The organism is Pseudomonas sp. LS2P72, from assembly GCF_054897865.1.
The window spans coordinates 6,061,433-6,075,607 of record NZ_CM142708.1; the positions used below are offsets into that span (position 1 = coordinate 6,061,433).

The following is a 14,175-nucleotide window of genomic DNA, read 5'->3' on the forward strand; positions in this document are numbered from 1 at the left end:
GACCGGCAGAAAGCACGAAGGCGACCCTGGGGTCGCCTTCGCTCGTTTCGCGAACCATAAGTTCGCGCGACATGCTTACTTTTTCTTGCGTACGTACAGCACAAGGTTGTGATCAACCATCTCGAAGCCATACTTGTCGACGATTGCCTTCTGCAGTCGCTCGATTTCTTCGTCGAAGAATTCGATCACTTCACTGGTCTCGACGTTGACCATATGGTCGTGATGCTTGCCGTCGTCCAGTTCGAAGACCGCATGGCCCCCGTCGAAGTTGTGCCGCACCACAAGGCCAGCTGCCTCGAACTGGGTCAGGACACGGTAAACCGTGGCCAGACCGACATCCTCACCAGCCTCCATCAGCGCCTTGTAGACATCCTCGGCACTCATGTGGCGTTGCGCGGCGGAATCGAGCATTTGCAGAATTTTGACCCGTGGAAGGGTCACTTTGAGGCCTGCTTTGCGTAGTTCGCTATTTTCAACCATGGTCAGCTTTCTCGCGATGCTGCTTCGCAGCTTCTCTTAATGCGGGTATGATCGGCGTTTACGTTGTCCCAGCCAAGATAGTGGAAGTCGCCCACCGATGCAAAACACCAAGCTCTTGCTAACCAGTTTCACCTTTGTGGGACTGCTCGCACTCGCCGGTTGTTCATTCCCCGGGGTTTACAAAATCGACATCCAGCAGGGCAATGTCGTCACGCAGGACATGATAGACCAGTTACGCCCGGGAATGACCCGCAAGCAAGTACGGTTTATCATGGGCAACCCTCTGTTGACCGACACGTTCCATGCCGATCGCTGGGATTATCTGTACAGCCTGCAACCGGGTGGCGGTGAACGCCAACAGGAACGCATTAGCGTTATCTTCAACCCAAATGACCAACTTGTCAGCCTCTCTGGTGATTTCATGCCAGGCGTGAGCCGCGACGAAGCCATTCTCGGCAAGGACAGCGGCACTACAGTTGCTGCGCCAGCAGAAAACGCCGAGAAGCCGAAACCAGAAAAACCGGTCAAGCCAGGTTCGTTGCTGGACCAGATCCAGAAGGAGGTCGAGGGGGTAGAAACCGTTCCCGTCCCGACTCCAGAACCTCTGGAAACTTCGCCGCAATAATTTGCGACGCAATAAAAAACCCGGCATGTCCGGGTTTTTTATTGTCCAGCGTTTGAGCGGATCATTGATTCCGGGCTTTGGCCTCAGCAGCCTTGGCTGCGCGCAACCGACGAACTTCTTTCGGATCAGCCAGCAATGGCCGGTATATCTCGATGCGATCTCCAGCCTGGACAGGATGCTTGTCCGGATCAGCGATCACTTTACCGAAGATTCCTACCGGGCAATCGGCCAAATCCAGCTCCGCAAACGCCTCGCCGACACCTGACATCAGCAAAGCCGCCCGCACGGTTGTTCCTGCCGGCACCGACACCGACAGGAGAACCTGACGATCAATGGCGGCATACACCACCTCAACGTCGATCACGGCCTCAACCATGTATCTGTTTGGCACGCTGGCAGAAGGCATCCACCAGCGTATTGGCCGCCTGATTGAACAACGGCCCCAGGGTCGCGCGGATAATCGGACCGGCGTAATCGAACGACAGGTCCAGACTGATCTTGCAGGCTTTTTCGCCCAACGGCTTGAACACCCAGACGCCATGCAGTTGATTGAACGGGCCTTCCTCGAGGTTCATCTCGATCGAATGCCCAGGCACCAGCGTGTTGCGCGTTACAAAATGCTGGCTGAGACCGCCCTTGGCCACACCGACGCTAGCGCGCATATGCTCAGGAGAACTCTCCAGGACTTCGGCCGATGAGCACCACGGCAGAAATTCCGGGTAACGCGCCACGTCGTTGACCAGGTCGTACAGCGCTTGTGCCGGATACGGCAGCAGGGCCGAACGTTGAATGTGTGTCGTCATGTCAGCGTCACTTCCAGAGCTGGGCGGCAAACACTACAAGAATGCCGATGGGCGCCACATAGCGCATCAAGAACAAGGACAGGGCGAACAACGCAGGGTTTCGGATCGACAACTCGTCGCGTACCGTTTCACGCCCCATCACCCAGCCTGCAAACACCACGAAACACAAACCACCGAGTGGCAACATGATTCGCGAGGTGAAGAAATCGATCACACCAAAGAAGTCCAGGCCACCGGCCGCGCCCCATTGATAGAGGTGGAACATCCCGCCTTCGTTCACGAAAAATTTGGCTTCCTTCCAGATGTTGAAGGAAAACACCGTGCCCAGACCGACAAACCAGCAGATAAATGCCAGCCAAAAGGTCACCCAGGCGCGGCTGACTTTCGTGCGTTCCACCAGGTAAGCCACCATCGGTTCGAGCAGAGAAATCGCAGAACTCCAGGCTGCAATCGCTACGAGCACGAAGAACACTACGCCCATCAACTGGCCAAACGCTACGTTACCAAAGGCAAAAGGCAGGCTGACGAACATCAGACCAGGGCCTTCGCTCGGGTTCAGGCCCGCGGCGAACACGATTGGAAACAATGCCAGACCAGCGACCAGGGAAACGAAGGTATCGAGCAGCGCCACGCCGACGACAGTGCCGGAAATCGATGAGTTCTTTGGCATGTAGGCGCCGTAGATCATGATCGAACCAACGCCCACGCTCAGGGAAAAAAACGCGTGCCCCATGGCGGGCAGCAAACCGTCGAGTACTTTTTCCGGGTGAAAGTCGAACATGAAATGCACGCCTTCCATGAAATGGCCGGTGGTCATGCTGTAGCCCAGCAGCACCAGAATCATCACAAATAGAAGCGGCATCATGATCCGCAGACTGCGCTCCAGGCCCGCGACCACGCCTTTGGCGATGACGAAAGCAGACAGCAGCATGAAAATCGTGTGCCAAAGTGTCAGGCGCCATGGGTCGGAGATAACGTTGCCGAAGTACGCGCCGACCTGATCAGCCGTCACCCCCTGGAAGTCGCCACGACCCATGTCGATGATGTAATCCAGCGACCAGCCGCCGACCACACTATAGAAAGACAAGATCAGCAACGCCGTGATCATCCCGGCGAATGCGCCCCAGGACCATTTACCCGAATGCCCTGCTTCCAGCGCCAATACCTTCAGGGCGTTGGCCGGGCTTTGCCGTGCACGGCGACCGATCAGGGTTTCGGCCAGCATGACCGGGACACCGATCAGCGCGATACAGGCCAGGAACATCAGCACGAAAGCGCCGCCGCCGTAGACGCCGACCATGTACGGGAATTTCCAGATACTACCCAGGCCCACGGCCGAACCGGTCGCGGCGAGTATGAAGACCCAGCGGCTAGCCCAACTGCCGTGGACAGAAACCTTGTCTGTCGACATCGTTATCACGCCCAAGCGTTCAAAAAAGAGGCCGCATTGTCCGGGATTCAATCAACCTGCTCAAGCACGTAGCGAGACCGTAGCCGACTCGCGTGCAACTCCCTATAATGCCGCCCCTATGGCTAAACAGAAGAAACACCCAACAGGGACCATCGCGCAAAACAAAAAGGCGCGACACGATTACTTCATCGAGCACAAGTTCGAGGCTGGTCTGGTCCTGGCCGGCTGGGAAGTAAAAAGTCTGCGGGCAAGCAAGCTGCAACTGGTCGACAGTTACGTGCTGCTCAAGGATGGCGAAGCCTGGCTGCTCGGCAGCCACATTACGCCGCTGATGACCGCCAGCACCCACGTCATCGCTGATCCGACCCGCACCCGAAAGTTGCTGCTCAACCGGCGCGAGCTGGAAAAGCTGGCCACGGCCGTTCAGCAAAAAGGCTATGCCTGCGTGTGCCTGTCCTGGTACTGGAGCAAGCACATGGTCAAGTGCGAGATCGCTCTGGGCAAGGGCAAGAAGGAATACGACAAGCGTGATACCGAACGCGAACGCGACGCCGGTCGCGAGTTGCAGCGTGCGGTGCGCAACAAGGGCAAGGAAGACTAACTCTCTTTTCGCCCGAGACCGCCATCGCGAGCAGGCTCGCTCCCACACTGGATTTGTGAACGACACAAAACAAATGTGGGAGCGAGCCTGCTCGCGATGGCGATAGCACACTCACTACAAATCTCACTGACTACATTCCCTTGCGCCGCTCCGCCCGAGCCATGCGCTGTACTTCCTGACGCACTTCTTCCAGCACTTCCTGCACATACAAGATATGTCGGCTGGAGACTTCCCGCGCCTGCTCGGCCCTTCCTTCAATAATCGCAAGGTACAACTCCCGGTGCTGTGTAATCAGCATGTCGCGGGTTTCCGTACGCTGCTTGTACATACCGCCGATGTTGGTCACCACGTTACGCTTGAGCAGATCGAACAACCCGCGAATGGTGTGCAGCAACACCGCGTTGTGACTGGCTTCAGCAATTGCCAGATGGAATTTCGCATCCGCCGCCCCCTCTTCCGCACGACTTACCTCATCGTGATGCGTGTAGCAGTCCTGTAATTCGTTGAAGGCCGCGGTCAATCGCTCGCGATCAACGTCCGTAGCACGCAGGGCGGCGTAATAGGCGCAGGAGGCTTCCAGGGTGTGACGAAATTCCAACAGATCGCGCTGCGCTTCAGGGTTGCTTTCCAGCAGATGCAGCAGCGGATCGCTGAAGGTTGACCCCAGCGACTCCACCACATAATTGCCGCCACCCTGGCGACTGACCAGCAAACCCTTGGCTGCCAGTTTCTGAATCGCTTCGCGCAACGAAGGGCGTGACACGCCGAACTGCTCGGCCAATGCACGTTCGGCCGGCAAGCGCTCACCCGCCTTCAACGTGCCCTCGAGAATCATGCCCTCGAGCTGCTCGACAATATCGTCAGACAAACGGCGCTGACGTATCTGATCAAACCCCATAACTCATTTCTCCACGATCCCGACGGCTCGCCGGGGTCTCTATTCTGGCCTATCAGCGCTGTATCAGCACCTGCCAGACAGCATTTGGTCGAGCGGACCAGATGACTTCTGCACCGCGTATTCGACAAAAGTTTTAGGGCGGCAAATTGACACGCCGCCTACAAGGCTTTTACCCTAGCCAACAGCGATTGTAAATTGGTAATACCAATTATCCAAGAACGCTGATTAGTGCCTGACCAACAACAATTAGGGGCCACCCCATATGCAAACCTGGCAACAGCTCTATTCTCCGCTCGGCAGTCTAGGCGTGTCCGCGCTCGCGGCCGTTATCCCCATCGTGTTTTTCTTCCTGGCATTGGCCGTGTTCCGACTCAAAGGACACGTGGCCGGCAGCATCACGCTGGCCTTGTCCATTGCCGTGGCGATCTTCGCCTTCCAGATGCCCGTCGACATGGCCTTCGCCGCCGCCGGCTATGGTTTCGCCTACGGTCTGTGGCCGATTGCCTGGATCATCGTGGCGGCGGTGTTCCTCTACAAACTGACGGTCAAGAGTGGTCAGTTCGAAGTAATCCGCAGCTCGGTACTGTCGATCACCGACGACCAGCGCCTGCAAGTGCTGCTGATCGGCTTCTGCTTCGGCGCCTTCCTGGAAGGTGCCGCCGGTTTCGGTGCGCCGGTCGCGATTACCGCCGCACTGTTGGTAGGACTGGGATTCAACCCGTTGTACGCCGCGGGCCTGTGCCTGATCGCCAACACCGCGCCGGTCGCTTTCGGTGCCTTGGGGATTCCGATCATCGTTGCCGGGCAAGTCACCGGTATCGACGCGTTCAAGATCGGTGCCATGACGGGCCGCCAACTGCCGCTGCTGTCGCTGTTCGTGCCGTTCTGGCTGGTGTTCATGATGGATGGCCTGCGCGGCGTTCGCGAAACCTGGCCGGCAGCCCTGGTAGCCGGTTTGAGCTTTGCCATCACCCAGTACTTCACGTCGAACTTCATCGGCCCGGAACTGCCGGACATCACCTCGGCCCTGGCCAGCCTGATTTCCCTGACGCTGTTCCTGAAAGTCTGGCAACCGAAACGCGCCGCAGGCCAACACATCGTCGGCGCTGTGTCGGCTTCCGTAGTGGGTGCCAGCGCTGGCGGTTTCGGCCTGCCGCGCAGCACCGTGGCTTCGCCGTACAGCTTCGGTGAAATTCTCAAAGCCTGGTCGCCATTTCTGATCCTCACTGTGCTGGTCACCATCTGGACATTGAAACCGTTCAAGGCAATGTTCGCCGCTGGCGGCTCGATGTACAGCTGGGTGTTTAACATCGCCATCCCGCACCTCGATCAATTGGTGATCAAGGTTGCACCGATCGTGACCGCCCCGACCGCCATCCCGGCAGTGTTCAAACTCGACCCGATTTCCGCGACCGGTACAGCGATTTTCTTCTCGGCGCTGATCTCGATGCTGGTGCTGAATATCAATGTAAAAACTGGTCTGACCACTTTGAAGGAGACCTTCTACGAACTGCGCTGGCCGATTTTGTCCATCGGCATGGTGCTGGCATTCGCCTTCGTCACCAACTACTCGGGCATGTCCTCGACTATGGCGCTGGTTCTGGCAGGCACCGGTGCCGCATTCCCGTTCTTCTCGCCGTTCCTCGGCTGGCTGGGTGTGTTCCTGACCGGTTCCGACACTTCCTCCAACGCACTGTTCAGCTCGCTGCAAGCGACCACCGCGCACCAGATCGGCGTCAGCGATGTGTTGCTGGTAGCGGCGAACACCAGCGGCGGCGTGACCGGCAAGATGATCTCGCCACAATCGATCGCCGTCGCCTGCGCCGCGACCGGTCTGGTGGGCAAGGAGTCGGATCTGTTCCGCTTCACCCTCAAGCACAGCCTATTCTTCGCAACGATCGTCGGCCTGATTACCTACATCCAGGCCTATTGGCTCACCGGCATGCTGGTGCACTAAGTACTACACGATAAAAAGCAAAAACCGACGCCGGACCACGATTCCGGCGTCAGCTATTCACAACCCGGTCTGTAAGGCTGCTGAAAGCTTGCCTCTCTATATTCAGCAGCCTCACAGGCGGATAACCGGCCGAGAGACACGCCTGATGAGCGAGCTTTTTTACAACGCTGTGCCGAATGCGACCCGCGTCGCCCCGCCACTGCCCGAGCCTCGGCAATATCCCAGCGAGAAACCGTCACGGGTCTACCTGTTCGGAACCTGCGTGGTGGATTTGTTCTACCCCGAAGCCGGGATGGACGCGATTCACTTGCTGGAACGAGAAGGCATTCGTGTCGAGTATCCGCAGGGGCAAAGCTGCTGCGGGCAACCGGCCTACACCTCGGGTTACACCGAACAGGCCCGGACCGTGGCACGCTCGCAACTGGCGCTGTTTGCCGGGGACTATCCGGTGGTGGTGCCGTCGGGATCGTGTGCCGGGATGTTGCGCGAACATTACGCCGACTTGTTCAAGGACGAGCCGCAAACCTTGAAACAGGTTCAGGCGCTGGCTGCCCGGACGTATGAACTGGCCGAGTTCCTGTTGTTTGTCTGCAAGGTGCAGCTCAAGGACAGTGGCGAGCCAGTCAAAGTGGCGTTGCACACGTCGTGCTCGGCACGCCGTGAGATGAACACCCACTTGCATGGCCGTGAGTTGTTGGCGCAGCTTCGTAACGTGGAGCGAGTCGACCACAGCCATGAAAGTGAATGCTGTGGCTTCGGTGGGACTTTCAGCGTCCGTATGCCAGACATTTCCGGCGCGATGGTGGCTGACAAGACCCGGTCGTTGAAGGAATCCGGCGCGCACAAGGTACTGAGTGCCGACTGCGGTTGTCTGATGAACATCAACGGCTCGCTGGAGAAACAGAAGGAAGCATTGCGCGGCCAACACCTGGCCAGCTTCCTTTGGCAGCGAACCGGAGGTGTTCTATGAGCGCTTCCGCGATTATTCCTACGGTTGCCGTGGAAGAAGATTTTCGCATCCGGGCTCACAAGGCGTTGGATGACAAGCAACTGCGAAACAACTTTCGCACTGCGATGGATTCACTGATGACAAAACGGGCAGCGTCCTTCAGCGATGCCCACGAAAGAGAACATTTGCGAGTGCTGGGCAATGCTGTCCGCGCCCGTGCGTTATCCAGGTTGCCCGACCTGCTCGAGCAGCTTGAACAGAACCTGACCCGCAACGGTGTGACAGTGCACTGGGCGGAAACGGTGGACGAGGCCAATGGCATCGTCTTATCGATCATCCGCGCTCACGAGGGGCGGCAAGTGATCAAGGGCAAATCGATGGTCAGCGAAGAGATGGAAATGAATCATTTCCTCGCTGAACAGGGCATTGAATGCCTGGAATCGGACATGGGCGAGTACATCGTTCAGCTCGACCACGAGAAGCCTTCACACATTATTATGCCGGCGATCCACAAGAATGCCGGTCAGGTCGCGTCCTTGTTCCACGACAAACTTGGCGTGGAATACACCAAGGACGTTGACCAACTCATCCAGATCGGCCGCAAAGTCTTGCGGCAGAAATTCTTCGACGCGGACATAGGCGTCTCCGGCGTGAACTTCGCCGTGGCCGAAACCGGCACCCTGCTGCTGGTGGAAAACGAAGGCAACGGCCGCATGACCACCACGGTTCCGCCCGTGCACATTGCTGTCACCGGCATCGAAAAAGTCGTGGAAAACCTGCGCGATGTGGTGCCGCTACTATCACTGCTCACCCGTTCAGCCCTCGGCCAGCCGATCACTACCTACGTCAACATGATCTCCGGCCCGCGCAAGGAACATGAACTCGACGGCCCTCAGGAAGTGCACCTGGTATTGCTCGACAACGGTCGCAGCCAGGCCTTCGCCGACAGCGAATTACGCCAGACCCTGAACTGCATCCGCTGCGGCGCCTGTATGAATCATTGCCCGGTCTACACCCGAATCGGCGGCCACGCCTATGGGGAGGTTTACCCTGGGCCTATCGGAAAAATCATCACCCCGCACATGGTCGGCCTGGCGAAAGTCCCGGATCACCCGAGCGCCTCGTCGCTGTGTGGCGCCTGCGGTGAAGTCTGCCCGGTAAAAATTCCGATTCCGGCACTGCTGCGTCGCCTGCGCGAAGAAAACGTCAAAGCCCCGGACAGCCCACATCAAGTGATGCGCGGCCAGGGCAGCAAGTACTCGCGCAAAGAACGGTTTATCTGGAATGCCTGGGCAAAGCTCAACAGCTCACCCACGCTTTATCGACTGTTCGGCTTCTTCGCCACTCGCTTTCGCGCACTGGCACCCAGCAACGTCGGCCCCTGGACGCAAAACCACAGCGCACCGAAACCCGCTGCCCGCTCACTGCATGATATGGCCCGCGAGCATCTGGCCAAACAGGGAGATCGCTGATGAGTGCCAAGCAAAATATCCTCGCCAAGTTACGGAAAAGTCTGACCGGCACCACGCCCGTGCCTGACGAGTTCGACGTCGAACTGGTGACAGCGCCCTACACCTACACGACCGAGCAACGCATCCCACAGCTGCGCAAACTGATGGAAGCAGTGCACACCGAAATCCATCTGACGTCCGACGAAGGTTGGCCTTCGTTGCTTGCTCAGTTGTTGCGGGACCGTCAGTTGCCGAGTTTGTTGATCGCACCGACTACACCTCACGGTCAACGCATCACTCAGCACTGGGCGAAAAATCCTGACCTGCCGACACTCAAAGCCTACGACCGTCCAGTTGAAGAATGGAAAGCCGAGCTGTTCAACGACACGCCGGCCAGCCTGACCACCACCCTCGGTGCAATCGCTGCGACAGGTAGTCTGATTCTCTGGCCTACGAAGGAAGAACCGCGCTTGATGAGTCTGGTGCCGCCAGTCCACTTCGCCCTGCTCAAGGCCAGTGAAATCCGCGATAACTTCTATCAAGTGCAGCAGGAATTCGCATGGGCCCAAGGCATGCCGACCAATGCCCTGCTAGTGTCCGGCCCGTCGAAAACCGCCGATATCGAGCAGGTCCTGGCCTACGGCGCTCACGGTCCGAAAGACCTCGTGGTCTTGATCCTGGAGGACCAATGAATCTACCCGCGGCTTTCCTGCGAGATGCGCAGCAACTGATTCCCCAGGAGCGACGTTTCGACGATCCGCTATCGACCTTGGCCTTCGGCACCGACGCCAGTTTCTACCGGCTGATTCCGAAACTGGTGATTCGTGTCGAGTCCGAAGATGAAATCGTCGAGCTGCTCAAACTGGCGCAACGTGATCAGGTCCCGGTGACCTTCCGCGCCGCCGGCACCAGCCTGTCCGGTCAGGCCATCAGCGACTCGGTACTGATCGTGCTGGGGGATAACTGGAACGGTCGAGAGATCCGTGGCCAAGGCACGCAAATCCGTCTGCAACCGGGCGTGATCGGCGCACAGGCCAACGCGTGGCTGGCGCCGTTCGGACGCAAGATCGGCCCGGACCCGGCGTCGATCAATGCCTGCAAGATCGGCGGAATCGTCGCCAACAATGCCAGCGGCATGTGCTGCGGCACGGCGCAAAACACCTATCACACGTTGGCTGGCATTCGTCTGGTGCTGGCCGACGGCAGCCGTCTCGATACCGAAGATGCGGCGAGTGTTGCGGCGTTTCGCGGGAGCCACGCTTCGCTGCTTGAACGCCTGTCAACGCTGGGCCGTGAAACCCGCGCCAATGCCGAACTGGCAGCGAGAATTCGCCACAAATACCGTCTGAAAAATACCACCGGGTTGTCACTCAATGCGCTGGTGGATTTCGACAAGCCTGTGGATATCTTGAGCCACTTGCTGGTGGGCTCCGAAGGCACCCTCGGTTTCATCAGCGCAGTGACTTACGACACCGTGATCGACCACCCGAACAAGGCCTCAGCGCTGATCGTGTTTCCGAACGTGGAAACCTGCTGCAACGCCGTGACTGTGTTGAAAAGCCAACCGGTGTCGGCCGTGGAACTGCTGGACCGGCGAAGTCTGCGTTCAGTGCAGGACAAACCCGGCATGCCCGCTTTCGTACAGCAACTGTCGAACAATGCCTGCGCCCTGCTGATCGAATCCCGCGCCGCATCGTCCACATTGCTACAGGAACAACTGGCGCACATCATGGCGTCATTGACTTCTTTCCCGGTGGAAAAACAGGTCGACTTCACCGAAGACCCGGTGGAAAACGCTCGCCTCTGGGCGATCCGCAAAGACACCTTCCCTGCCGTCGGCGCCGTGCGCAAAACCGGCACCACGGTGATCATCGAAGACGTGACCTTCCCGGTTGAACAACTGGCCATCGGCGTAAATCGCCTGATCGAGCTGTTCGACAAACATCACTACGACGAAGCGATCCTTTTCGGACACGCGCTGGAAGGGAATCTGCACTTCGTCTTCACTCAAGGCTTCAACAACCCGGAAGAAGTCGCACGCTATCAGGCGTTCATGGACGACGTGGCGCAGTTGGTGGCGGTGGAGTTCGGCGGTTCGCTGAAAGCCGAACACGGCACCGGGCGCAACATGGCACCCTTTGTCGAACTGGAATGGGGCAGCGATGCCTACCAGTTGATGTGGCAGCTTAAACGTCTGCTCGACCCCAATGGCATTCTCAACCCGGACGTGGTGCTCAGCGAGGACCCGCAGATCCACCTCAAGCATCTGAAGCCGTTGCCGGCCGCTGATGAGATTGTGGATAAGTGCATCGAATGCGGTTTTTGCGAACCGGTCTGCCCGTCGAAAGGCCTGACCCTGAGCCCACGCCAGCGCATCGTGATCTGGCGTGACATTCAGGCGAAGAAACGCGCAGGCGTGGACACCACCGAACTCGAAGCCGCTTACGAATACCAAGGCATCGACACCTGCGCCGCCACGGGACTCTGTGCGCAGCGTTGCCCTGTAGGAATCAACACCGGCGAACTGGTGAAAAAGCTCCGCAGCCGGAAGGCGACTCTTACGAAAACCGCCAATTGGCTGGAAGGTAATTTCGCCACTGCGCTGCAAGGCGCGCGTTTCACCCTGCACGTGGCTAACGGCGCGCGAATGCTGTTGGGGGCGCCACGACTGGCAAAGCTTTCGGCAACGTTGACGCGCCTATCCAAAGGTCAGGTCCCGCAGTGGACCAACGCCATGCCGCAACCGGAAAAAGCCATTCGCTTCAGCCCGACCGTGTCGGACGAACGCCCTCGAGTGGTGTACCTGGCGGCTTGCGTGTCGCGGGCAATGGGCCCGGCGGCAGGTGATAAAGAGCAAATGTCGCTGTACGACAAAACCCGTGGGTTGCTGGAAAAGGCCGGTTACCAAGTAGTCTTCCCGGACAATCTGGACAACCTCTGCTGCGGTCAGCCGTTCGCCTCCAAGGGCTACGCCGAACAGGCCGAGCACAAACGCCAGGAATTGATCGGCGCCTTGCTGCACGCCAGTCGCGGCGGGCTCGACCCGATCTATTGCGACACCAGCCCCTGCACCTTGCGTCTGGCACAAGACCTGGGCGATGTTCGCCTGGACCTGTACGACCCGGTGCGTTTCATTCGTACGCATCTGATGGATCGTCTGGATTTCACGCCGCAGGAAGCGCCAATCGCAGTGCACGTCACCTGTAGCACCCAGCACCTTGGGGAAAGTCAGGCGTTGATCGATCTGGCGCGCAAGTGCAGCAAAAACGTGGTTATTCCTGAAGGCATTCATTGCTGCGGGTTTGCCGGCGACAAAGGCTTTACTACGCCTGAGTTGAATGCTCATTCGCTGCGCACGCTCAAGGATGCGGTTCAGCAGTGTAGCGAGGGGATTTCTACCAGCCGCACGTGTGAAATAGGTCTGACGCAACACGGCGGAATTGATTACCACGGGCTAGTCTACTTGGTGGATCGGGTAACGCAGGCGAGGGTTATGCACGAAAAATAGAACCCTGATGCGCTGCCATAGTCCACAGAATAAGCCCGGACGTTACCGGGCTTTTACCCAAACTCGGCAGCCCGTCCTGATGGCCAGCAATGCCTGGACCCTCAGTTCAAGGAGATACTCATGAAACGTTCTGTACTGTTAGGTCTGTTCGTTACTGTCTCGCTAATGGCGTCCACCTCGTTTGCCGCCGAAGACCTCTGTGCGGTGAACTTGAAAACCATCGAAAATGCCAAGACACAGACTCCTCCGGAGATGACTGATCAGGTAATGGAAAGCGTCACGAAAGCCAAAGCCGATCAGGCAAAAGGCACTAAGGAAGGGACTGATGACTGCATCGCCGAGACCGAACAAACTATCCAGCAAATCAAGAACGCGAACAAAGGCGGGAAGTAATCCAGCACAAGGCCAACCTTCGGGTTGGACTGGTGGCTCCCGGAGCCACCCACTATGAAGCAAACCAAAACCCGCCAATTGCGGGTTTTGTTGCATCTGGGGTTGCTCATGTTGAGGAGGCCGCCAGCGAAAAGAAGTGATTGCGCCTGCGTTTAAAGACATTGCGTCTATCAAACAATTTTTTCATAGCCATTCTGCCAAAACCGAATTCCTGCGCCGCGCCGTAGTCTTTTGAGTAGGCCCCCGTCAATCGTGGCTTATTTCGACCTCGGCCGAGCCGCCTGCTCATACGGCAGCACCGAGACCATCAGTTCAAGGAGATATCCATGAAACGTACCGCACTCGCTGGTCTTTTCATTTCTGCTGCAATGTTGGCCTCTCCCGTATTTGCTGCGGACAACGACCTTTGTACGAGCAAGCTACAAGAGCTCAAAAACAAAGTGACTTCACTGCCAGCGACCTCCGCAAACACCACAATGGAGATCAAAAGGCTGATGTCCAGCGCCGAAGCCTCAAAAGCCTCCGGGGACGACAAAAAATGCGTCACCGAAGCCACGCAGGCATTGGCACTCGCGAACAATCAGAGCAACCAAGTCAACCCATAATCTGCGGTGGCCAACCTTCGGGTTGGCCTTCTGAGCCACGTTGGCGTACACTGCGCAGGCTTGTTGCTCACTTTGATTCACAGAGCAACAGGCTCGGGGCCGTTTAGGATTCGACGCCGGTTGCGAAACTTTAGGTGCATGCCGAGTTGGTAACAGAACTCGTAAATCCACTGTTGCAACTTTCTATAGTTGCCAATGACGAAACCTACGGGGAATACGCTCTCGCTGCGTAAGCAGCCTTAGCCCTTCCCTCCTGGTACCTTCGGGTCCAGCAATCATCAGGGGATGTCTGTAAACCCAAAGTGATTGTCATATAGAACAGAATCGCCGTGCAGTACGTTGTGGACGAAGCGGCTAAAACTTACACAACTCGCCCAAAGCACCCTGCCCGTCGGGTCGCTGAGGGTTAACTTAATAGACACGGCTACGCATGTAGTACCGACAGCGGAGTACTGGCGGACGGGGGTTCAAATCCCCCCGGCTCCACCACTTCA

The 14,175-nt window shown here is 57.8% G+C and carries 14 protein-coding genes and 1 other RNA gene; 10 read left to right on the forward strand and 5 right to left on the reverse strand.

All coding sequences use genetic code 11. The features are described from left to right. Positions 1-75 precede the first annotated feature (75 nt). On the reverse strand, positions 76-480 hold the full coding sequence (gene fur / locus ACYZUA_RS27835) for a ferric iron uptake transcriptional regulator (RefSeq protein WP_064679800.1): 405 nt from the start codon (positions 478-480) through the stop codon (positions 76-78). A 97-nt stretch (positions 481-577) separates the two neighbouring features. On the opposite strand from fur, the gene ACYZUA_RS27840 reads away from it, so the two are divergent. Beyond that, positions 578-1,105 carry an outer membrane protein assembly factor BamE gene (locus ACYZUA_RS27840; protein WP_150658733.1) on the forward strand — a complete coding sequence of 176 codons (528 nt, stop codon included), beginning with the start codon at positions 578-580 and terminating at the stop codon, positions 1,103-1,105. A gap of 61 nt (positions 1,106-1,166) precedes the next feature. Here ACYZUA_RS27840 and ACYZUA_RS27845 read toward each other — a convergent pair whose 3' ends face one another. The 3 genes from ACYZUA_RS27845 to ACYZUA_RS27855 are packed head-to-tail and all read right to left on the reverse strand — an operon-like array spanning position 1,167 to position 3,319. Next, the gene (locus tag ACYZUA_RS27845) at positions 1,167-1,481 is read right to left on the reverse strand and encodes an RnfH family protein (RefSeq protein ID WP_461961406.1); all 315 of its coding nucleotides are present in this window, start codon (positions 1,479-1,481) and stop codon (positions 1,167-1,169) included. Then, positions 1,474-1,908 (reverse strand): type II toxin-antitoxin system RatA family toxin, encoded by a 435-nt coding sequence (locus ACYZUA_RS27850; RefSeq protein ID WP_461961407.1) that lies wholly within the window; start codon positions 1,906-1,908, stop codon positions 1,474-1,476. Before ACYZUA_RS27850 ends, ACYZUA_RS27845 begins: the two co-directional genes overlap by 8 nt. Positions 1,909-1,915: 7 nt before the next feature. After that, on the reverse strand, positions 1,916-3,319 hold the full coding sequence (locus ACYZUA_RS27855) for a sodium-dependent transporter (protein WP_461961408.1): 1,404 nt from the start codon (positions 3,317-3,319) through the stop codon (positions 1,916-1,918). Positions 3,320-3,437: 118 nt separating this feature from the next. Between ACYZUA_RS27855 and smpB the strand changes: the two genes are divergently transcribed. Continuing rightward, entirely contained in the window at positions 3,438-3,920 is a 483-nt protein-coding gene (smpB, locus tag ACYZUA_RS27860) for an SsrA-binding protein SmpB (protein WP_008149046.1), read from the forward strand. A 130-nt stretch (positions 3,921-4,050) separates the two neighbouring features. On the opposite strand, the gene ACYZUA_RS27865 is transcribed toward smpB, so the two are convergent. Further along, a complete protein-coding gene (locus ACYZUA_RS27865) occupies positions 4,051-4,818 on the reverse strand; it encodes a GntR family transcriptional regulator (RefSeq protein WP_461961409.1) in 768 nt (255 codons plus the stop codon). Positions 4,819-5,080: 262 nt separating this feature from the next. On the opposite strand from ACYZUA_RS27865, the gene ACYZUA_RS27870 reads away from it, so the two are divergent. The 8 genes from ACYZUA_RS27870 to ssrA all read left to right on the forward strand — a co-directional run bounded on the left by ACYZUA_RS27870 (position 5,081) and on the right by ssrA (position 14,170). Continuing rightward, on the forward strand, positions 5,081-6,775 hold the full coding sequence (locus tag ACYZUA_RS27870) for a lactate permease LctP family transporter (protein ID WP_461961410.1): 1,695 nt from the start codon (positions 5,081-5,083) through the stop codon (positions 6,773-6,775). Positions 6,776-6,920: 145 nt separating this feature from the next. Further along, positions 6,921-7,745, forward strand: a complete 825-nt coding sequence (locus ACYZUA_RS27875) for a (Fe-S)-binding protein (RefSeq protein WP_461961411.1) — start codon at positions 6,921-6,923, stop codon at positions 7,743-7,745. Further along, entirely contained in the window at positions 7,742-9,196 is a 1,455-nt protein-coding gene (locus ACYZUA_RS27880; protein WP_461961412.1) for a LutB/LldF family L-lactate oxidation iron-sulfur protein, read from the forward strand. Before ACYZUA_RS27875 ends, ACYZUA_RS27880 begins: the two co-directional genes overlap by 4 nt. Beyond that, positions 9,196-9,867: a LutC/YkgG family protein gene (locus tag ACYZUA_RS27885; protein ID WP_461961413.1), complete on the forward strand. Its 672-nt coding sequence runs from the start codon at positions 9,196-9,198 to the stop codon at positions 9,865-9,867. The genes ACYZUA_RS27880 and ACYZUA_RS27885 overlap by 1 nt, the downstream gene beginning before the upstream one ends. Continuing rightward, a complete protein-coding gene (locus ACYZUA_RS27890) occupies positions 9,864-12,683 on the forward strand; it encodes an FAD-binding and (Fe-S)-binding domain-containing protein (protein WP_461961414.1) in 2,820 nt (939 codons plus the stop codon). Before ACYZUA_RS27885 ends, ACYZUA_RS27890 begins: the two co-directional genes overlap by 4 nt. A gap of 120 nt (positions 12,684-12,803) precedes the next feature. Next, the gene (locus ACYZUA_RS27895) at positions 12,804-13,076 is read left to right on the forward strand and encodes a hypothetical protein (protein ID WP_347802344.1); all 273 of its coding nucleotides are present in this window, start codon (positions 12,804-12,806) and stop codon (positions 13,074-13,076) included. 326 nt (positions 13,077-13,402) lie between these two features. Then, complete coding sequence (locus ACYZUA_RS27900) at positions 13,403-13,681, forward strand: hypothetical protein (protein WP_461961415.1); 279 nt, start codon at positions 13,403-13,405, stop codon at positions 13,679-13,681. Between the two features lie 95 nt (positions 13,682-13,776). Further along, positions 13,777-14,170, forward strand: a transfer-messenger RNA (tmRNA) gene (gene ssrA / locus ACYZUA_RS27905). Positions 14,171-14,175 lie beyond the last annotated feature (5 nt).